The sequence below is a fragment of the Achromobacter sp. 1011791174 genome, from assembly GCF_059760925.1.
The window spans coordinates 67358-87556 of sequence record NZ_JCBANH010000016.1 but is presented as its reverse complement, the minus strand read 5'-3'; the positions used below and the strand labels follow the sequence as shown (position 1 = coordinate 87556).

Here is a 20199-nt window from a genome sequence, read left to right as displayed (position 1 = left end):
CCCGGGAGGGGAAAGCGGCGTGGCCCTTTTTCTATCGTTGGGCCGCGCGCGGCGCCGGGTTCAGGCGCTTTCGAAGATGCGGGTCAGGACGAACTCGCGATGGCCCAGCGCCTCGGCCGCCGTCCAGCGGCCGTTGGCGGTGGCCAGCATGCAGGCCAACAGCTGATCGCCGGCCTGGTCCAGGTCGATCTCGCGTTGCAGCAGCCCGCTGGTGTCCACGTCGATGTGCTCGGACATGGTGCGCACCGTGCGCGGGTTGGCGCAGATCTTGATGACCGGCAGGATCGGGTTGCCGATCACGTTGCCCTGCCCGGTGGGGAAGAAATGCACGGCATAGCCCGAGGCCGCGCAGAGCGTCACCATCTCGGCCGCCGCCGAGGACGAGTCCATGAACCACAGTCCGGGACCGTCCGGAATCTCGGCCTTGTCCAGCACGCCGTCGACGCGGCAGCGCTTGCCGATCTTCTGGATGTTGCCCAGCGCCTTTTCCTCGATGGTGGTCAGGCCGCCGGCGATGTTGCCCTTGGTTGGCTGCGATTCGGACAGGTCGCTGGTTTTCCAGCGGTCGATCATGGCCTGGTAGCGGTTGAACATGAACATGAAGCGCTCGCGCACCGCGTCGTTGGCGCAGCGTTCGGCCACGATGTGCTCGCCGCCGGTCAGCTCCGAGGTTTCGCCGAACACCAGCGTGGAGCCCAGCGCGTAGAGCTTGTCGAAGGCGTTGCCCACGGTGGGGTTGGCGCCGCAGCCCGAGGTGGTGTCCGATTCGCCGCATTTGGTCGAGACCCACAGATCGGCGATGGGGCACTCGCTGCGCGACAGCGAGGTCGCGTAGTGCACATATTCCTTGGCCTGGCGCGAGGCCCGCATGATGGTGTCGTGGTCGCCGTGCAGCTCGATGCTGAAGCCGGCCACGGGTTTGCCGGTGGCGGCGATGCCGTCGACCACGCGACGGGTCCAGCCTTCCTCGATGCCGATGACCACGACGGCCGCGACGTTGGGATTGCAGCCGGTGCCGATCAGCGTGCGGAAATGCAGCTCCAGGTCTTCGCCGAATTGCAGGCGGCCGTAGGGATGGGGCAGGGCCAGCGTGCCCTTGATGTTGTGGGCGATGGCCTCGGCCGCCGCGTTAGAGATGTCGTCCACGGGCAGCACGATGACGTGGTTGCGCACGCCGACGCGGCCGTTGTCGCGGCGATAGCCCTGGAAGGTGGTGGAAGCGGTGATGAGGGACATGGCGGATTCCTCTGTGCGTGGGCGGGAGCCGCGGGCTACCAGCGCTTGGTCTTGATGTTGTGCACGTGGGCGTGCTGGCCGGCCTGGATCGGCGCGACCACGCGGCCGATGTCCACGCCGTACTTGTAGACCGTGTCGCCCACGGCCATGTCCTTCATGGCGACCTTGTGGCCAATGGGGATGTCCTGCGAGGCGCGCACATGGACGATCCTGTCCTCGTCCATGATCCAGGCGCTGAGTTCGGTTCCGGCCGTCAGGCCTTCCACCACGGCGACCGCCACGGTGTCCTTCGCATCGTGCAATACGGCGTGAATCATGGTCTTGCTCTCCTGGTGTCGGGCGCCGCGGGCGCTGCCGCCCGGTGCGCGGATAACAACGTCCGGCAAATCTTATGGCCGCGTTTATCGTATGTCAACTAAATCATATATATGAATTGTATGAATGAAGATGCCACACTTGAGCGTCGGGTTTGGCCGCCGCTACACTGTCGGCTCCTTGATCACTGCGACGCATCCATGAACACCAGCCTGTCTGCGACTGAGTCTTTGGGCAGTCCCTTGTACGAGCAGGTCAAGCAAGCCGTGCTGGCCGCGCTGGCGCAGGGCGAATGGAAGCAGGGCGACGCCATCCCTCCGGAAAAACTCCTGGCCGAGCGCTTCGGCGTGTCGATCGGCACGCTGCGCAAGGCCATCGACGAACTGGCGGCCGAGAACATCCTGGTGCGCCACCAGGGACGCGGCACTTACGTGGCCGCGCATACGCGCAACCATCATTTCTTCAAGTTCTTCCGCATCCTGCGGCAGGACGGGCACAAGAGCTATCCCGTCACCGAGCTGTTGCGTTTCCGGCGCGTGCGCGCCTCGGCCGCCGCGCGCGAGAAGCTGGAGCTGCCGGCCGGCGCGCAGGTGTTCGAATTCGTGAACCTGCTGTCGCTCAACGGCGACGTGGTGATGACGGACGAGATCTGCCTGCCTGAATCGCGCTTTCCCGGCCTGACGGAAGCGCACCTGCGCGAGCGGCCCAGCACGCTGTACGCGCTGTACCAGGACGTGTTCGGGGTGAACGTCATCGGCACCGACGAACGGTTGCGCGCGGGCCTGGCGGACCGCGCGCAGGCGCGCTGGCTGGGCGTGCAGGAAGGCGAGCCGCTGCTGGAGATCCGGCGCGTGGCGTACTCCTACAACCGGCAGCCGGTCGAATGGCGGATTTCGCGCGTGAACACGGCGGCATACGAGTATCTGGGCAATCAACCCTGGGGCTAGAGTCCCCCCCGCAGCGCCTGCGGCGCTTCCCCCCAGGGGGCGCCGCTACGGACCGGCGGAGCCGGATCCGTGCGGCCTGGATTTGGGAGGGCGTGCCGCGATGAGGCGCGTTTCTTCTGTTTGGCGGCCAGCTGGCTTGGGGGCGGATCGTGTGCCCGCGATGAGAATGCATCTGTGGGATGGATGCGTTGGCGCTTCGCGGCAATGCCGCGCAGCGGCTTCAAAGCCGCTGGCAAGCAGTGCTAGAATGCTCCGGCATTACCTAATTCGGCGCCGATTTGCCTGATCCGCTTGCGGGCGCCTTCCAATAAATCCAGCTAAAGAGGTCTGTATGACCACTCCTGCCCAGAATCCGGCCGGTGATTCGGCCAGCGGGTTCGCGCCCGCTACCCTTACGCGATCCGACGCCGTTGATCCCGGCTCCGTCGGCCTCGTTTCTCCCGTCTTCCTTCGTTTCGACGAGCCGCTGCCCCTGGCCAGCGGACAGTCGCTGGCCGCCTATGAGCTGGCGGTCGAGACCTACGGCACGCTCAATGCCGAGCGCAGCAACGCGGTGCTGATCTGTCATGCGCTGAACGCCTCGCATCACGTGGCGGGCCAGGCGGCGGACACGCCCAGCGATGTCGGCTGGTGGGACAACATGGTCGGTCCCGGCAAGCCGGTGGACACCAATGTGTTCTTCGTGATCGGCGTCAACAACCTGGGCTCCTGCTTCGGCTCGACCGGCCCGGCCAGCATCAATCCGGCCACGGGCAAGCCCTGGGGCGCGGCCTTTCCGGTGCTGACCGTGGAGGACTGGGTGCAGGCGCAGGCGCGCGTGGCCGACCACTTCGGCATCGCGCGCTTCGCCGCCGTCATGGGCGGATCGTTGGGCGGCATGCAGGCGTTGAGCTGGTCCATCACCTTGCCCGAGCGCGTGGCCAACTGCCTGGTGATCGCCAGCACGCCGCGCCTGTCGGCGCAGAACATCGGCTTCAACGAGGTGGCGCGCCGCGCCATCATCACCGACCCCGACTTTCACGGCGGCGACTACTACGCGCAGGACACGGTGCCGCGCCGCGGCCTGTCGGTGGCGCGCATGATCGGCCACATCACCTATCTGTCCGACGACGACATGGCCGAGAAATTCGGCCGCGCCCAGCGCGCGCCGGGCGAGAACGGCGCCTACCACTATGGCTATGACGTCGAGTTCGAGGTGGAGTCGTACCTGCGCTACCAGGGCGAGAAGTTCACCCGCTATTTCGACGCCAACACCTACCTGCTGATCACGCGCGCGCTGGATTACTTCGATCCGGCCCGCGCCACCGGCGGCGATCTGGCGCGCGCGCTGGCGCCGGCGCAGGCCAATTTCCTGCTGGTCTCGTTCACCACCGACTGGCGCTTTCCGCCGGAGCGTTCGCGCGAGATCGTGCGCGCCCTGCTCAAGAACGGCAGCCCGGTCACCTACGCCGAGATCGACGCGCCGCACGGGCACGACGCCTTCCTGCTGGAAGATGCCCGCTATCACGCGGTGGTGCGCGGCTATTACGAGCGCATCGCCCGCGAGCTGAAGCTGGACGCCGCCGCGCAGAACCAAGGACTTTCCGCATGACGACCGCCACCCCGCGCTATGCCGCCGACGCGCTGCGGCCCGACCTGGCCCGCATCGCCAGCTGGATCGAGCCGGGCAGCCGCGTGCTGGACCTGGGTTGCGGCGACGGCGCGCTGCTGGCGCACCTGCGCGACCATCGCCAGGTGCGCGGCGCCGGCGTCGAGCTGGACGACACCTGCGTGATCTCCTGCGTGCGGCGTGGCGTGGAAGTGATCCAGCAGAACCTGGAAGACGGGCTGGCGCTGTTCGACGACAAGCAGTTCGACACCGTGGTGCTGTCGCAGACCTTGCAGTCCATGCACCGCACCGAGCACATCCTGCGCGAAATGGCGCGGGTGGCCCGGCACGGCGTGGTCTCGTTTCCCAACTTCGGCTACTGGCCGCACGGCTGGGCCATCCTGCGCGGCCGCATGCCGGTGACGGGGCAGATGCCTTACCAGTGGTACAACACGCCCAACATCCACCTGTGCACGCTGCGCGATTTCGAGCAGCTGGCCGGCGAGCTGGGCCTGCGCATCCTGGAACGCGCCACCTTCAACGAGGCGCGTGAAGTGAAGCTGATGCCCAGCTGGCGCAGCACGCTGGCGGTCTACCGCTTCGCGGCGGACTAGGCGCGTCCTCGCGGGCGGCCCGCCACGCACGGAACAGCCGGCGCCGGATCCGTTACTGACGGACTGACGCCGCCGCCCGCCACGCCCTACAATTGCGGCACGCCGAGAGCGCGTGCCTGTTGTCCATGCACGGCGCGCGGCGCGGCCAGTTCCAGGAGATTGCCATTACCGCCGCAGCCAATGTCTACGCCAGTCCCCGAGTCGCGCCCCTGCTGGTGCTGGGCTTTGCCAGCGGACTGCCGCTGGCGCTGACCAGCGGCACCCTGCAGGCCTGGGCCACGGTGGAGAACGTGCCGCTGCAGCAGATCGGCTTCCTGACCCTGGTCGGCACCGCCTATACCCTCAAATTCCTCTGGGCGCCGCTGGTGGACCGCTATGCGCCGCCGCTGCTGGGCCGCCGGCGCGGCTGGATGCTGCTGACGCAGGTGCTGCTGGCGCTGGGCATCATGGCGATGGGCCTGCTGTCGCCGTCGTCGGCGCTGCTGCCGCTGGCTCTGCTGGCCGTGACCGTGGCCTTTCTGTCGGCCACCCAGGACATCGCCTTCGACGCCTATTGCACCGACGTGCTGCGTAAGGACGAGCGCGGCGCGGGCGCGGCCATCAAGGTCATGGGCTACCGGCTGGCCATGATTGTGTCCGGCGGGCTGGCGCTGATCCTGGCGGACCAATGGCTGGGCTGGGGCTATACCTACATGCTGATGGGCGCGTTGATGCTGGCCTGCGCGCTGGCCACCTTGTGGGCGCCCGAGCCCGAGGTGCTGGCGCCGCCGCCGCGCAGCCTGCGCCAGGCGGTGGCCGAGCCGCTGCGCGAGTTCTTCACGCGGCGCGGCGCGCTGGCCGTGCTGCTGCTGATCGTGCTGTACAAGCTGGGCGACGCGTTCGCCGGCGCGCTGTCCACCACCTTCCTGCTGCGCGGCGCGGGCTATTCGCCGACCGAGGTCGGCACGGTCAACAAGATCATGGGCATCGCTGCCACGGTGGTGGGCGCGCTGGCCGGCGGCATGCTGATGGCGCGCTGGACGCTGTACCGCTCGCTGATGGTCTTCGGCCTGTTGCAGGCCGTGTCGAACCTGGCGTACTGGCTGATCGCCGTCAGCCCGCGCAGCCTGTGGCTCATGGCCGCCGGCGTGGGCCTGGAGAACCTGTGCGGCGGGCTGGGCACCGCCGCCTTCGTGGGCCTGCTGATGGCGCTGTGCCGCCAGCGCTTCTCGGCGACGCAGTTCGCGCTGCTGTCGGCCTTGTCGGCGGTGGGGCGCACCTATCTGGCCGGACCGCTCACGCCGCCGCTGGTTGAGCTGTTCGGCTGGCCGGGCTTCTTCCTGATCACCGTGCTGATCGCCGTGCCCGGCCTGGTGCTGCTGTACCTGCTGCGCGATCGCATCGAGGACATGGTCAGGGGCGGCGACAGCCAATGATCGGGCCGTCGCCGGCGGTGGACCTATTCCCCGGCGGTCAGGCGCACGATCAGCACATCGCTGGGCAGCGACTCCAGCAGTCGTTCGGCCACGCTGCCGATGGCGGTGCGCAGGATGCCGGTGCGGCCGTGCGTGCCGGTGACCACCAGGTCTGAGCGGTGGTTGAACGAATACTCCGATAGCACCGTCTCCGGCTGGCCGCATTCGAGCACCACCTTGGGCCTGGCGCGCTCGGCCAGTTCGGGCGTTTCGGCCAGGAATTCCTTGGAATTCTGTTCCGCCGCCTTGTAGAAATTGCGCGTCACGGCTTCGTCAGGCACGTTCTTGCCCTGGAAGGGCACGTCGTAGGCATGAAACAGCGTCAGGTCCGCCTTGGGCACCAGATACAGCGCGGCGCGCAGCGCCTGCCGCGAGCCGGCCGAGAAGTCGGTGGCCACGAGCACGTCGCGGTAGGGCCGGCGCGGGCGGTTCTTGACGACCAGCACGGGCTGGCGGGCCTGGCGCGCCAGCTTCTCGACCGTGGTGCCCAGCAGCAGCCGGCCCAGGGTCTCGTCGCGCGCCGTGCCGGTGACGATCAGCGAGCAGCCATAGGCGTCGGCGGTTTCCAGGATGCGGGCCAGCGGGTCGCCCGAGACCACCACCACTTCGGTGGAGACGCCCGAAGCCGCTAGGTCCTCGGCCAGTTCGCGTTCGGCCAGCGCCTTGTGATCGGCCGACAGGCGCCGCCAGACGGGGGTGGTCAGCCTGGCGGTGCCGCCGTGCGATTCCATGACGTGCAGCACGATCAGCTGGGTGCCGCGTTCCTTGGCCAACTGCAGCGCCCGGTCCAGCGCGCGGTCGCCCCGCGCGCTCAGGTCCGTGGCCAGAAGAATGGGGCCGGTTTGCTTGGACATAGGTTTTCTCCCGTATTGGGGCCGGGGCAGCGGATCCCGCATCCGCGGTCCGGCCTGTGCCGCCCTCGCGGGCACGCCTTCATTGTCCCGCCGTCCGTCCCGTCGGGGCTTGACCCACGTCAACGCCTGGCCGGCGCCGGTGGATCCGCGCGGCGCAATCCGGATCCCGGCCGGCGCGCCGGCTCAATACAATGGGAGCCTCGATTTTCCCGGCCCGATCCATGTTTTTCGATATTTCGCCCGTCCTGCTGCATACGCTGTACCTGGTGGCCATCGTGGCGGAAGCCATGACGGCGGCGCTGTCCGCCGGCCGCCGCGACATGGACTGGATGGGGGTCTACATCATCGCCTGCGTCACCGCGCTGGGCGGCGGTTCGCTGCGCGATGTGCTGCTGGGCCACTACCCGCTGACCTGGGTGATCCATCCCGAATATTTGTGGATGACCGCCGGGGCGGCACTGCTGACGGCCCTGATCGCCCCGGTGATGCGGCGCCTGCGCAGCCTGTTCCTGCTGGCCGACGCGCTGGGCCTGGTGGCGTTCACGGTGATCGGCTGCCAGGTGGCGCAGTTGATGCAGTTGCCGGTGACCGTGGTGATCATCAGCGGCATGATCACCGGCTGCGCCGGCGGGGTGCTGCGCGATGTGCTGTGCAACGAAGTGCCGCTGCTGTTCCGCAAGGAACTCTATGCCAGCGTGTCGGTGGTGACGGGCGCTCTGTACCTGGGCGCGCAGGCGCTCGGGCTGAACGCGAATGCCGCCGTGCTGATCGCCCTGCCCGTGGGATTGGCGCTGCGGCTGCTGGCGCTGCGCTTCAACTGGCAGATGCCCAAGTTCGTGTACCGCGACGATTGGGATTGATCCCGTTCCGGAATGTGTCCATGCTCTGCAACAATTTTCCTATTTGTGTTTCAATAAATTTCGAGTATCTTCTCGCATCTCACACACGCATCACGCAGTAACAAGGGGAGCCGATTGGACGTCAAAGCGCCCGCCACGATTCCGTATTTCCTACAGGAACAGATTCGTGAACTGATAGTGGACGGCACTATCAGGCCCGGGCAGCCCTTGCGGGAACAGGAACTGGAGCAGCGTTTCGGCACCAGCCGCAGCCCCATCCGGGAAGCGTTGCGGTTGCTGGAGTTGAGCGGCCTGGTGACGCATGTGCAGCGCAAGGGATTCCGGGTAACGCTCTATTCCGAAACACAGATACGCCATCTCTATCTGCTGCGCGCGGAGCTGGAGGCCTATTGCATCCGCCAGGTCGCCGAGATGGACGATCTGGCGCCGCTGGTGGCCGAACTGCGCGATTACGAAGAGGTCGTCGCCGCCGCCCTGACGCGGCGCGACGTGCGCGCCTACATCGGCGGCCTGCGCGAGTTCTATCTGGCCGGGGCCCGCCATACCGGCAACGCGCCGCTGGCCAGCACGCTGGCCAAGCTGTACGAGCAGGTCGAGCCGCTGCGCTACCTGCTGGCGCGCCAGTCGATGGAGCGGGGCGGCATCCACGGCTATACCTCGGGCATCATCGAGGCCCTGGACGGGCGTGATTTCGAGCGCGCGGCCGAGCTGACGCGCGGCTATGTGCAGGATGTGCTGCCCGGGATCCTGCAGGCCTACCGCCGTGCCTCGGAACAGGATGCCGAGGAACAGGCGCCGCGGCTGCGGCGGGCCTGACCCGGCTCCGCGCCGTCCCTGAGCCTGCCGGACCTGCCCGCGGCAGGTTCCGCTCGCGGGTAGCTCAGGCGCGCGGCACGCGCACTTCGATGCCGGCGTCTTCCAGCGCCTGCCGGATGCCGCTGGCGAACACCAGCGCGTTGGGCTGGTCGCCATGGATGCAGAGCGTGTCCGCCTGCACCGCCACGTCCTTGCCGTCCACCGAGCGCACTTTGCCTTCGCGCACCATGCGCACCACCTGCGCCACGGCCAGATCCACGTCCTCGATCATGGCGCCGGGCTTGCCGCGCGGCGTGAGCGAGCCGTCGTCCTGGTAGCTGCGGTCGGCGAAGACCTCGTTGGCGGCGGCCAGGCCGATCTCGCGCGCCACGCTCACCAGTCGGCTGCCCGCCAGCCCGTACAGCACCAGCGTGCCGTCCACGTCCTTGACCGCCTGGCAGATGGCCCGCGACAGGCCTTCATCCTTGGCCGCCATGTTGTACAGCGCGCCGTGCGCCTTCACGTGGTGCAGGCGCGCGCCCTGTGAGGCGGCCACGCCCGCCAGCGCGCCGAGCTGGTAGACCACCAGGTCGTAGGCTTCCTGCGGACTGGTCGGGATGACGCGGCGGCCGAAGCCGGACAGATCCTGCAGGCCGGGATGCGCGCCCAGCGCCACGCCCTGGGCCAGGGCGGCGGCCACGGTCTTGCGCATGGTGGCGGGGTCGCCGCCGTGGAAACCGCAGGCGATGTTGGCCGAGCTGACATAGCGCAGCACGGCGGCGTCGTTGCCCATCACCCAGGCGCCGTAGCTTTCGCCCATGTCGCAGTTCAAGTCGATGCTGGGATTCATAGTGGTCTTCCTGGTCCGGAGTGGGGTGGCGCCCAGAGGCGTCGATCGTGTCAGAGCAGCGCGCGCATCGGCGCCAGCGCGTCCCGCAGCTGGGCGAAGGCGCGTTCGCGCTCGACGTCCAGGCGCTGCGCCTCGTCCAGCTCGATCTGCTGGAAACGCAGCTCCTGGCCGGGCAGCGATTGCGCCAGCGCGGGCAGGTCCACCGAGGCGATCTGCGCGATCTTGGGGTAGCCGCCGGTGGTCTGCCGGTCGGCCATGAGGATGATGGCTTCGCCGCCGGAGGGCACCTGCACGGTGCCGAAGCAGGCCGCTTCCGACAGCGTCTGGCGCGGTTGCGCCATGGCCAGCGCGGGCCCCTGCAGCCGGTAGCCCATGCGATCGGACTGCGGGCTGATGCGGAACGCCTGGCCGGCGAAGGCGGCGCGGGAAGCGTCGGAGAACTCATGCCAGTGGCGGCCCGGCAGGAAGCGGATGGTGTCGCGCCGCTTGCCGGCCAGCGTGGCGGGCAGGTAGACGCGGATCTGCCACAGCGCTTCCTGTAGCGCCGCGAGATCGCGCCCGACGTCCAGCGGGGCGTGCAGCGGCAACACGTCGCCACGGGCCAGGGCGCGTCCCTGGAAGCCGCCGAAGCCGCTGCGCAGATAGGTGGTCTCGCTGCCCATCACCAGCGGCAGCGCATAGCCGCCATGCACGGCCAGGTAGGCGCGCGCGCCCAAGGCGGGACGGGCGCCGAAGGCCAGCGTGTCGCCGGGCCGGGCGACCAGCGGCCGGTGCATGGGGATGTCCTGGCCGTTGAGCTGCGCGCCCAGATCGGCGCCGGCCAGCGCGAAACAGGCGGCGGCGTCAAAGCGCAGCGTCGGTCCGGTCAGCGTGATTTCGAGGGTGGCGCGGTCGTCTTCGTTGCCGGCCAGTGCATTGGCCAGTCGGTGCGCGCGCTCGTCCATGGCGCCGGCGGCGGGGATGCCCTGGTGCTGGTAGCCGTCGCGGCCGCGATCCTGGAAGCTGGACAGCATGCCGGGCTTGATCACGGTCAGGCTCATGCGCCGGCCTCGCGCAGCCGTTGGAATTCGTCCTCGGCGATGGGTACGAAGCGCACCGAGTCGCCGGGCTGCAGCAGCGCGGCCGGTTCGCGTGCCGGGTCGAACATGGCCAGCGGCGTGGCGCCGATGATGTTCCAGCCACCGGGCAGGCGGTTGGGATAGATGACGGTCTGGCGGTTGGCCACGGCCACCGAGCCGATGGGCACCGCGGTGCGCGGCGAGGGCCGGCGCGGGATGTTCAGGCGTTCGTCGTGCACGCCCAGATAGGCGTGGCCGGGCGCGAAGCCCAGCATGAAGACCATGCTGCGCGGTTCGCTGTGCAGCCGGATGATGTCATCGGGCGTCAGGCCGGCCGCGGCGGCGACCTCGGCCAGGTCGGGCCCGTGCTCGCCGCCGTAACAGACGGGGATGTCGATCTCGCGGCCGCCCAGCTCGCCTTCCGGGAGGCCGCCGGCCAGCAGCTGGCCGATGCGCTCGGCCAGCGCGCCATGGCTGGGGCTGTCGGCGCTGGCATCAGGGCGGTAGTGGATCGCCACCGTGCAGAAGGACGGCACCACGTCGGTCACGCCGGGCAGGCGCGCGTCGCGCAACATGCGCGCCGTCGCCAGGCAGGCCCGGCCGATCGCGGCGTCGATCTGGTCGCCGAACGAAATGATCAGGCTGCGGTCCCCCTGCGGTTCGATGCGCCAGGGGGTTTCGGCCGGAGAAGGTGGTGCGGATATTGCGTTCAACGGCACGAAACCTGATTGGAGAGATTATTTGGCGAACAGGGAATCCAGGTTCTTGAAGGCCTTGAATTCCAGCGCGTTGCCCGACGGGTCGAGGAAGAACATGGTGGCTTGTTCGCCGACCTCGCCCTTGAAACGGATGTACGGTTCGATCACGAACTCGGTACCGGCATCGGTCAGGCGCTTGGCCATGTCTTCCCATTGTTCCATGGAAAGCACGGCGCCGAAATGGCGCACGGGCACATTATGCGAATCCACGGCGCTGGTGGCCTTGTGGCCGCACTCGCTGGGCGCCAGGTGGGCGACGATCTGGTGGCCGTAGAAATTGAAGTCGATCCATTCGGGCGAGCTGCGGCCCTCGGGACAGCCGAGCTTGACGCCGTAGAAGGCGCGGGCTTCTTCCAGGTCGCGCACCGGGAAGGCCAGGTGGAACGGCGGCAGGTTGGTCTGAGCGGTCATGCGTAGTCTCCAGGGAGGCTGGGTAGTCGGGAACTCTGCCGGCGCGGCTTGCCGGGAGGCCGCCGGATGTCGGATCCGGCTGGCATCGCGGCGCTCGCGCCTTGGCATGCACGGCTAGTTTAGGTATTGTTTTTTCGATTGAAAAACGATATTTTTTGTGCCTTAGCATCAAAAATATTGATAGTGATCAAAGAGTTCAAGACCTTCATCGCGGTGGCGCGGGACGGTACCTTCACCGGCGCCGGGGCCCAGCTGGGCCTGACCCAGTCCGCCGTCAGCGCGCAGATCCGTCGCCTGGAGGACTACCTGGGCGTGGCGCTGTTCGACCGGGGGGCGCGCGCCGCCGTGCTGAACGCCCACGGGCGCGAGATGCTGCCGCAGGCCGAGGAGCTGGTGGCCATGGCCGAGCGCATGGCCAGCGCCGGCGGCGCGGGGCACGTCAGCGGGTCGTTGCGCATCGGCGCCATCGCCTCGGTGCAGCAGGATCTGCTGGTGCGCGCGCTGGGCCTGTTCCGCGCCCAGTATCCCGACGTGCGCGTGCGCATCGTGCCGGGCGTGTCGCTGTCCTTGCTGGGGCAGGTCGATGCCGGCGAAGTCGATCTGGCCGTATTGATCCGCCCGCCTTTCGCGCTGCCGCCCGAGCTGGGCTGGCAGCCGCTGCTGTCCGAGCCGGTGGCGCTGGCCGTGCCCGCCGCCATGCCCGAGGCGCCGTGGCGCGAACTGCTGGCCACGCAGCCCTTCATCCGCTACGACCGCGCGTCCTTCGGCGGCCGCGTGGTGGATCTGTTCCTGAAGAAGCACCGCATCCGCGTGCACGAGGCCGTGGAGCTGGACGAGATCGAGGCCATCGCCAACATGGTGCGACACGGCCTGGGCGTGGCGCTGTTGCCAAGGTTGCGCCGCCTGGACATGACGGGCCTGCGTCTGCTGCCGCTGGGCGAGGCCGCGTTCCAGCGCGAGATCGGCCTGATCGGGCGGCTGCCGTTCGAACCCGGCAGCATGCGTGGCAAGATCGCCGAATGCCTGCTGGCGGCCGCCGCCGAACCCTGACCCCGGCGGCCAAGAAAAAAGCGCCCCGGATGGGGCGCTTGCGTGGCGGCTGGCGCGGACTACAGCCGGTCGCAGCGGACCGTGATGGGGTGCTGGCGCAGCGTGCTCATCACGAGGTCGTCGACCTGGCCTTCGACGTCGGTGATCACGTAGCCGATCTGGCCCTTGGTCTGCAGCGTCTGGCTGACGATGTTCAGCCCGTGCTGCGCCATCAGGTTGTCCAGCGTGCCCAGCGCGCCCGGCGCATTGCGGTGCACGTGCAGGATGCGCGTGCCCTCGCCGCGCTCCAGGTAGGGCAGCTCGGGGAAGTTGACCGCGCCCTTGGTGGTGCCGGCCTGCAGGAAGCGCACCAGCTTCTCGGCCACCTCGCGGCCGATATTCTCCTGCGATTCCTGCGTGCTGCCGCCGATGTGCGGCGTCAGGATCACGTTGGGCAGGCCAATCAGCGGGCTGTCCAGCGGTTCGTCCGGACCCTTGGGCTCGGTGGGGAACACGTCCAGCGCCGCGCCGGCCAGATGGCCGGACTTCAGCGCCTGGTGCAGCGCGTCGATGTCGACCACGGCGCCGCGCGAGGCGTTGATCAGGATGGACCCGCGACGCATGCGGCCGATGGTCTCGGCGTTCATGATGTTCTCGGTGGACTTGCCGCCCGGCACGTGCAGCGTGACCACGTCGGATTGTTCCAGCAGCTCGTTCAGCGAGCCGGCGGCGCGCGCATTGCCCAGCGGCAGCTTGGCTTCCACGTCGTGGAACACCACGCGCATGCCCAGGCCTTCGGCCAACGTGCTGATCTGCGAGCCGATGTTGCCGTAGCCCACGATGCCCAGCGTCTTGCCGCGCGTTTCGAAAGCGCCGGACGCGCTCTTGTCCCAATGGCCCAGATGCACGCGCGCGTTCTTTTCAGGAATGCGGCGCAGCAGCAGGATGGCTTCGCCCAATACCAGCTCGGCGACCGAGCGCGTGTTGGAGAAGGGGGCGTTGAACACCGGGATGCCGCGCTGCATGGCCGTGTCCAGATCGACCTGGTTGGTGCCGATGCAGAAGCAGCCCACGACGCGCAGGTCGGGGTTGTCGGACAGCAGACTGGCGTCCAGGTGGGTGCGAGAACGGATGCCCGCCACCTGCGCGCCCTTCAGGGCGCCGCGCAGCTCGGCCGGCGGCAGGGCCGCGGCGTGCGTGACGATGTCGGTGTAGCCAGCGGCCTCGAAGACGGCTCGGGCGCTGGGGTGGATGTTCTCGAACAGGACGATTTGTGCCATGACTGCCTGGGGAGGGGTGGGGAATGCGTTTGATTGATTGTGGCGCATTTTTGCTGCGGTGCAAGGAGAACCCCCTGGCGCGTTGTGGGTGAATTGTTTCAACGCGTGGATCCCCGGACGCGGCAAGCGCCGTCCCTGGGCGGCCACGGCCCGTCCCGTCCGTGGCCGGCAATGACGAATCGGTCTTAGCGATAGGCCTGGAACACCGTCGAGCCGCCCCGTTTGTCCACCAGCAGCACGTCGTGCGGCGTCTTGCGTCCGCCATATTCCGGGCCATCCATGCCGGGCGAGCCCAGCGGCATGCCGGGCGCCGCCAGCCCGGCGGCTTCGGGTTTCTCCCGCAGCAGCCGGCGCACGTCGCTGGCCGGCACATGGCCTTCGATGGCGTAGCCGCCGACGACCGCCGTATGGCAGGAGCCATGGTCGGCCATGCCGGCATTGCGGCGGATGGGACCGGTGTCCGTGACGTCATGCGTGGTCACGGCGAAACCGTTGTCGCGCATGTGCTTGACCCAGTCTTCACAGCAACCGCAGGTGGGCGTCTTCCATACCTCCACGGGCGTGGGCGCCTGGGCCGCGGCCAGGCCGGGCAGACCCAGCGCGGCGGCAAGCGCGAGCCGGCGAACGAGAGGGGCGATGGTCATCAATGCTCCTATGATCAAAATTCAACTGCCACTATCCCGGCGCCCCAACCTGGCACGCCGATTATCGGGATGCCGCGGAGCCGGCTTTGCCGGTCCGCAGGCATGCCCCGGGGGAGGCGCGCGAGCGCTTCGGGGGGACTCTCCCTCCGGTCCGCAGGCATGCCCCCTGGGGGAAGCGCGCGAGCGCTTCGGGGGGCTCATCCCCTCTAGAACCAGAACCGTATGCCGGCCATGATCGCGGTTTGCGAACGGCCGGCGCCGGCCGTGGATGCATAGTCGGCGGTCTGGCCGAATTTCCGTTCGAAGGATACGCCAACATACGGCGCGAACTGGCGCGTGACCTCGTAGCGCAGCCGCAGCGACAGGGAACCCGAAGACAGGCCGGAGCCGATGCCACGCTCGGGGTCGCTCTTGCCATAGAGGCTGGCTTCGAGTTCGGGCGTGAAGACCAACCGCTGCGTCAGCAGCAGATCGTATTCCGCCTTCAGCCCCAGCGCCGTGCGCCCGGATGGGCCGACATAGCCCGTCGCTTCGAGTTCGATCCGGTAAGGCAGCATGCCTTCGATGCCGAACGCCGCCCAGTTGCGTTTGGGCCCGGTGCCGAAATCGCGGCGCGCGCCCAGCTGCAGGTCCCAGAACGGCGTGATCGCGTGGCTCCAGAGCGCCTCGACGCGGCCGCTGGAGCCGCCGTTGGCATTCTCGGCCTCGCCTTCGCTCTTGATCGTCAGGCGATTGGTCGCCGTGCCGTACCAGAAGCGGCCCTCCCACTCGCGCGCGTTCTGACCGTCGCGGTTGCGCGACCAGCCGAACCGCTCGAGCAGCAGCTGCGCCGCCGGCATGTTGTCCATCATCATCATGTGAGGACGAATGCCATAGGTGTCGTAGCCGCGCGCGTCCGAACCGTCGCTGGATGGCAGGCTGCCCACCGGCGGCGCGGCGGGGGACGGCGCCGCGCCATGGTTCATGCCGGGCATGTTGGCATGATCCATCGCGCCGGATGATGCCGGCGCGGGCGTGGCCGCGCCATGGTTCATGCCGGGCATGCTGGAATGGTCCATTGCACCGGATGGCGCGGGGGCGGGCGTGGCCGTGCCATGGTTCATGCCCGGCATGTTGGCATGGTCCATGCCGCCGGATTGCGCCAATGCGGGGCCGGCCAGGCTGGAGGCCAGCGCCAGCGCGGCACATCGGGCGACGGCGGGAATACGGTTCTGTGTCTTGTGTCGCATCGTCTACTCCACCACGACCGCTCTGAACATGCCGGCCTCCATGTGATACAGCAAATGACAGTGGTAGGCCCACTTGCCGCGCGCATCGGCGCTGACCCGATAGGTCAGGCGCTGCGCGGGGTTGAGCGAAATCGTGTGCTTGCGTACCTGGAAGGCGCCGTCGGCCGATTCCAGATCGCTCCAGAGTCCGTGCAGGTGGATGGGGTGGGTCATCATGGTGTCGTTGACCAGCACGAAGCGCACGCGCTCGCCATGCTTGAGCACGATGGGCTTGGCGTCGGAGAACTTCACGCCGTTGAAGGACCACATATAGCGTTCCATGTTGCCGGTCAGATGCAGTTCGATCTCGCGGGTCGGTGGTGTGTTGTCCGCGGGCTCGACCATGGAGCGCAGGTCGGCGTAGGTCAGCACGCGCCTGCCGTTGTCGCGCAGGCCGACGCCGGGATCGTCCAGCCGGGTCGACACCACGTCGGGCAGCATGGAATTGCCCACGCCGCGTTCGGCGGGGTAGGGGTGCTTGACCTCCACCATGCCGCCCGAGCCGGCGGCGTCGCCATGGTTCATGCCGGACATCGCCGCGTGGTCCATGCCCGGCATCGCGCCGTGATCCATGCCCGAGGCGGCCGGCGCGCTGGCCTGGCCCATGCCCGGCATCGCGCCATGATCCATGCCGGCCATGCCGCCGCTCATGTCATGGGCCATGCCCATGTCCATCATGGTCAGCAGCTGGACCGGGTCCAGCGCCGGCACGTCGGCCTGCATGCCGGGGCGCGGCGCCAGCGTGGCGCGCGCGTAGCCGGAGCGGTCCATGGCCTGAGAGAAGATGGTGTAGGCGCGGTCCTCGGCCGGTTCGACGATCACGTCGTAGGTCTCGGCCACGGCGATGCGGAACTCGTCGACCTCCACCGGCCGCACGTCCTGGCCGTCGGCGGCCACCACGGTCATTTTCAGGCCGGGGATACGCACGTCGAAGTAGCTCATCGCCGAACCGTTGATGAAGCGCAGCCGCACGCGCTCGCCGGGCTTGAACAGGCCGGTCCAGTTGCCGGCCGGCGTGGCGCCGTTGGTCAGGAAGGTGTAGGTGGCGCCGGAAACATCCGCTAGGTCGGTCGGCGTCATGCGCATCTGTTCCCACATCAGCCGTTCCGACAAGGCCGCGCCCCAGCCCTTGGTTTCGGCCTCGCGCGCCAGGCTCTGCACGCTGGGACGGATGCGGTTGTAGTAGTCCGGCTGCACCATCAGCTTGCGGAACACGCTCATCGGATCTTCGTCGGTCCAGTCGGACAGCAGCACCACGTGCTCGCGGTCGAAGGCGATCGGGTCGCGCCTGCGCGGCTCGATGACGATGGCGCCGTACAGGCCGGTCTGTTCCTGGAAGCCGGAGTGGCTGTGATACCAGTAGGTGCCGCTCTGGTGCACGTCGAAACGGTAGGTGTAGGTCTGGCCGGGATCGATGCCCGGAAAGCTCAGGCCCGGCACGCCGTCCATGTCGGTGGGCAGCAGGATGCCGTGCCAGTGGATGGAGCTTTGCTCGCGCAGCCGGTTGGTGACGTGCAGCGTGACCGTGTCGCCCTCGCGCCAGCGCAGCAGCGGCGCGGGAATCTGGCCGTTCACCGTGGTGCCGACGCGGGTCGCGCCCGTGAAATTGACCGGCGTTTCGCCGATTTCCAGATGGAATTCGGTGCCGCGCAGTTCGGCCGCCTGTCGCGCGGGTTGCGCCAGCGCCGCGCGCCAGCCGCCCAGCGCCGCCAGCGCGCCGCCGGCGGCCAGACCTTGAACGAAGCGCCGGCGTGCGATGGGAGGGAGTGTGTCTTTCATTTAGTCATCCACGGTGCCGCGCAAAATCCGCGGCGCAGGAACAAGGGTTGCCTCAATGGGATGCCGCATGGCGGAGCGATTCGCGTCCACGGCATCGTTGCCATGAAGCCCAGGCGCCGCTGCGGACCCCACCCGTCCCGAGCAGGGCAGCACGGATCGGGCTCCGCCGGTCCGTGGCTGCGCCCTTTTGGGGAAAGCGCGTAGCGCTTCGGTGGGCTTACATCACAGTGACTGCCCCCTTCATGCCCGCCGCGTAGTGACCGGGCTCCAGGCAGCCGAAGGACACGGTGCCGGTCTTGTCGAAGCGCCACACGATCTGGCCGCTCTTGCCCGCATCCAGCGAGATGGAGTTGGCTTCCTCATGGCGCATGCCCGGGTCCTTCATCATCATGTCGTAGTGCGCCTTGAGGTCGGCGTCGGTGCCCAGCACCAGTTCGTGGCGGATCTTGCCGGCGTTGCGCACGTTCAGGCGTACGGTTTCTCCGGCCTTGACCTCGATGCGGTCGGGGGTGAAGCGCATGCTGTCGTCCATGTCGACGTTCACGGTGCGGGTGGCGCGGGCGGGGTCGCCGGGCTTGCCGATCGAGGCCGCGGCGGCCGGCATGGCGTGGCCGCCATGACCGCCGTCGTGTTCGCCGGCCGCATGGGCGGGCAGGGCGAGGCCGATGGCCAGAAGCGCGGCGCAGGCGGCGGCTTGGGAGGTGCGGAGCAGATTGCCTTTCACGATGGTCCTTTCTTGCAGGAGTGGCGGTGACGGCAATGTAGAAAAACCGGAGTGACCCGGCTCTGTCGCAAAGATTACTTTTCTGTAATGAAGTCCACCCCCGAAGCGCCGTTGGCGCTTCCCCCTCAAGGGGGCGCCGCTGCGGACCGGCAAAGCCGGATCCGCGCGGCCTGGCTTGGGGAGGGCGTGCCTGGATTGTGCGATGTAGCTTCGAGGAAGCGATTGGGGGGCGTGGGGCTGGTGCGTTCCTTGGGAATTTTGGGCATCAGCGGCCGATTGATGGGGGCGTTGGCCTGGTGTTGGGCCGGTGGCGTGGCGGCGTTATTGGCGCGTGGAGGGCGCGTCGGCGTCTTGGCTTGTTGCAGCTCGTTTGTCGGCTTGGCCGCGCAGCGTGATGCCGATCACGGTTTCGCCGGCGGTGGAGCGGGCGTCCACGTCGCCGTCGTGCATGCGGGCGATGGCGCGGACGATGGCCAGGCCCAGGCCGTGGCCTTCGGTGCGCGGGGCACGGCCCTGGCCCGCGCGGAAGAAGCGGTCGAAGATGCGGGGCAGGTCGGCGGGGGCGATGGAGGCGCCGGGGTTGCGCACTTCCACGCGCGCGCCGCCGGCGACGGGCTCGCAGCGCAGCAGGATCTCGTGGCCGGCGGGGGTGGCCTTGATGGCGTTGGAGATCAGGTTGGCCAGCGCGCGGCGCACCAGACCGGGATTGGCCGCGACGGCCGCGTCGCCTTCGCAGCGCAGGCGGATGCCGCGCTCTTCCAGCGCGGCGTCGTAGTACTCGGCCACGCGCCGGGCCTCGGCGGCCAGCGAGATCGCGGACAGGTCGGCGGCGCGTTCGCCGCGATCGGCGCGCGCCAGGAACAGCATGTCGTTGACCATGGTCTTCAGGTCTTCCAGCACTTCCAGGTTGGACTCCAGCGCGTCGCGCAGCTCGGCCGCATCGCGCGGCGAGGACAGCATGACCTGGGTGCCGTTGATCAGGGTGGCCAGCGGCGTGCGCAGCTCGTGCGCCACGTCGGCGTTGAAGCCTTCCATCTGCTGGTAGGCCGATTGCAGGCGGTCCAGCGTGCGGTTGAAGGAACGCACGAAATCCTGCAATTCGCGGTCGGTGTCCTGTAGCGGCAGGCGCGGGGCCAGGTTGTCGGGCTGGATGCGCGCCGCCTGTTCCGACAGCCGGCGAGCAGGCGCCATGCTGCGGCGCACGGCCCAGGCCGCCAGCATCACGGTGGCGCCGACCCAGAGCACGCAGATCAGCAGCAGCGCGGTGCCGTAGGCATAGAGCAGCCGCGCGCCGGCGCCCACGCCCACGGCCACGGTGAGGACGGCGCCTGGCGCCAGGCGCTCGTCCAGCGCCACGCGCAAGCCGCGCATGCGCGAGCCGTCGGGCGCGTGCAGCTCCACTTCGTTGCCCGCCATCCGTTCCAGGATGACGGGCGGCTCGCCGCCATATAACTGGCGGCCGCGGCTGTCCTCGATCCAGATGCCCAGGTGGCCGTGGCCCGCGCGCATGTTGTCCAGCGCGGCGGCCAGTTCGTCCATGCCGCGCGCGCCGCGCTGCATGTCGACCAGGTGCTCGATGAGCTCGAACTTGCCGGTGACTTCGGTGATCTCCTGGCGCGCGACCTCGCGCTTGAGCGCCCAGAACAGCGTGGCGCCGGCCAGGCTGGAGACCAGCAGCGCGATGGCGCCCAGCAGCAGCGTCAGCCGCGCCTGCATGGAGCGCGTCCGGCCGGCG

The 20199-nt window shown here is 68.5% G+C and carries 20 protein-coding genes and 1 riboswitch; of the genes, 7 read left to right on the top strand and 13 right to left on the bottom strand.

The window, feature by feature from the left end:
- Positions 1–60: 60 nt before the first annotated feature.
- Both AC6LJ5_RS08520 and AC6LJ5_RS08515 read right to left on the bottom strand, forming a co-directional pair.
- Complete coding sequence (locus AC6LJ5_RS08520) at positions 61–1236, bottom strand: UxaA family hydrolase (RefSeq protein ID WP_498140264.1); 1176 nt, start codon at positions 1234–1236, stop codon at positions 61–63.
- Between the two features lie 35 nt (positions 1237–1271).
- On the bottom strand, positions 1272–1553 hold the full coding sequence (locus AC6LJ5_RS08515; RefSeq protein WP_103272210.1) for a UxaA family hydrolase: 282 nt from the start codon (positions 1551–1553) through the stop codon (positions 1272–1274).
- Positions 1554–1751: 198 nt separating this feature from the next.
- On the opposite strand from AC6LJ5_RS08515, the gene AC6LJ5_RS08510 reads away from it, so the two are divergent.
- From AC6LJ5_RS08510 to AC6LJ5_RS08495, 4 genes are all read left to right on the top strand, one after another.
- Positions 1752–2498 carry a GntR family transcriptional regulator gene (locus AC6LJ5_RS08510; protein WP_103272211.1) on the top strand — a complete coding sequence of 249 codons (747 nt, stop codon included), beginning with the start codon at positions 1752–1754 and terminating at the stop codon, positions 2496–2498.
- 260 nt (positions 2499–2758) lie between these two features.
- Positions 2759–2840: riboswitch (SAM riboswitch) on the top strand.
- Positions 2830–4089, top strand: coding sequence for a homoserine O-succinyltransferase MetX (gene metX, locus AC6LJ5_RS08505; protein WP_498140263.1), 1260 nt, complete (start codon positions 2830–2832; stop codon positions 4087–4089). It overlaps the preceding riboswitch by 11 nt.
- Complete coding sequence (gene metW / locus AC6LJ5_RS08500; RefSeq protein WP_103272213.1) at positions 4086–4700, top strand: methionine biosynthesis protein MetW; 615 nt, start codon at positions 4086–4088, stop codon at positions 4698–4700. Before metX ends, metW begins: the two co-directional genes overlap by 4 nt.
- Before the next feature lie 125 nt (positions 4701–4825).
- Positions 4826–6115 (top strand): muropeptide transporter, encoded by a 1290-nt coding sequence (locus AC6LJ5_RS08495; protein ID WP_498140268.1) that lies wholly within the window; start codon positions 4826–4828, stop codon positions 6113–6115.
- 23 nt (positions 6116–6138) lie between these two features.
- On the opposite strand, the gene AC6LJ5_RS08490 is transcribed toward AC6LJ5_RS08495, so the two are convergent.
- Positions 6139–7008, bottom strand: a complete 870-nt coding sequence (locus AC6LJ5_RS08490; protein WP_103272215.1) for a universal stress protein — start codon at positions 7006–7008, stop codon at positions 6139–6141.
- A 221-nt stretch (positions 7009–7229) separates the two neighbouring features.
- Here AC6LJ5_RS08490 and AC6LJ5_RS08485 point away from each other — a divergent pair, with 221 nt between their 5' ends.
- Both AC6LJ5_RS08485 and AC6LJ5_RS08480 read left to right on the top strand, forming a co-directional pair.
- Entirely contained in the window at positions 7230–7868 is a 639-nt protein-coding gene (locus AC6LJ5_RS08485; RefSeq protein ID WP_498140262.1) for a trimeric intracellular cation channel family protein, read from the top strand.
- 114 nt (positions 7869–7982) lie between these two features.
- Positions 7983–8684, top strand: a complete 702-nt coding sequence (locus AC6LJ5_RS08480; RefSeq protein WP_498140261.1) for a GntR family transcriptional regulator — start codon at positions 7983–7985, stop codon at positions 8682–8684.
- Between the two features lie 64 nt (positions 8685–8748).
- Here AC6LJ5_RS08480 and AC6LJ5_RS08475 read toward each other — a convergent pair whose 3' ends face one another.
- From AC6LJ5_RS08475 to AC6LJ5_RS08460, 4 genes are read right to left on the bottom strand one after another with little or no spacing between them, the layout of a single operon-like run.
- Positions 8749–9513 (bottom strand): LamB/YcsF family protein, encoded by a 765-nt coding sequence (locus AC6LJ5_RS08475; protein WP_103272218.1) that lies wholly within the window; start codon positions 9511–9513, stop codon positions 8749–8751.
- A gap of 50 nt (positions 9514–9563) precedes the next feature.
- Entirely contained in the window at positions 9564–10553 is a 990-nt protein-coding gene (locus tag AC6LJ5_RS08470; protein WP_392413331.1) for a 5-oxoprolinase subunit C family protein, read from the bottom strand.
- Positions 10550–11284, bottom strand: a complete 735-nt coding sequence (pxpB, locus tag AC6LJ5_RS08465) for a 5-oxoprolinase subunit PxpB (RefSeq protein WP_392413330.1) — start codon at positions 11282–11284, stop codon at positions 10550–10552. The genes AC6LJ5_RS08470 and pxpB overlap by 4 nt, the downstream gene beginning before the upstream one ends.
- 24 nt (positions 11285–11308) lie before the next feature.
- Positions 11309–11740 (bottom strand): VOC family protein, encoded by a 432-nt coding sequence (locus AC6LJ5_RS08460; RefSeq protein WP_103272221.1) that lies wholly within the window; start codon positions 11738–11740, stop codon positions 11309–11311.
- A 183-nt stretch (positions 11741–11923) separates the two neighbouring features.
- Here AC6LJ5_RS08460 and AC6LJ5_RS08455 point away from each other — a divergent pair, with 183 nt between their 5' ends.
- Entirely contained in the window at positions 11924–12790 is an 867-nt protein-coding gene (locus AC6LJ5_RS08455) for a LysR family transcriptional regulator (RefSeq protein ID WP_103276295.1), read from the top strand.
- A 59-nt stretch (positions 12791–12849) separates the two neighbouring features.
- Here AC6LJ5_RS08455 and serA read toward each other — a convergent pair whose 3' ends face one another.
- The 6 genes from serA to AC6LJ5_RS08425 all read right to left on the bottom strand — a co-directional run bounded on the left by serA (position 12850) and on the right by AC6LJ5_RS08425 (position 20180).
- Positions 12850–14049: a phosphoglycerate dehydrogenase gene (gene serA / locus AC6LJ5_RS08450; protein ID WP_498140260.1), complete on the bottom strand. Its 1200-nt coding sequence runs from the start codon at positions 14047–14049 to the stop codon at positions 12850–12852.
- Between the two features lie 185 nt (positions 14050–14234).
- Entirely contained in the window at positions 14235–14693 is a 459-nt protein-coding gene (locus AC6LJ5_RS08445; RefSeq protein WP_103272223.1) for a DUF411 domain-containing protein, read from the bottom strand.
- Between the two features lie 206 nt (positions 14694–14899).
- Positions 14900–15820 (bottom strand): copper resistance protein B, encoded by a 921-nt coding sequence (locus AC6LJ5_RS08440; RefSeq protein ID WP_498140267.1) that lies wholly within the window; start codon positions 15818–15820, stop codon positions 14900–14902.
- A gap of 105 nt (positions 15821–15925) precedes the next feature.
- A complete protein-coding gene (locus AC6LJ5_RS08435; RefSeq protein WP_498140259.1) occupies positions 15926–17740 on the bottom strand; it encodes a copper resistance system multicopper oxidase in 1815 nt (604 codons plus the stop codon).
- A gap of 217 nt (positions 17741–17957) precedes the next feature.
- Positions 17958–18464, bottom strand: coding sequence for a cupredoxin domain-containing protein (locus AC6LJ5_RS08430; RefSeq protein ID WP_498140258.1), 507 nt, complete (start codon positions 18462–18464; stop codon positions 17958–17960).
- Between the two features lie 321 nt (positions 18465–18785).
- Entirely contained in the window at positions 18786–20180 is a 1395-nt protein-coding gene (locus tag AC6LJ5_RS08425; RefSeq protein WP_498140266.1) for a heavy metal sensor histidine kinase, read from the bottom strand.
- Positions 20181–20199 lie beyond the last annotated feature (19 nt).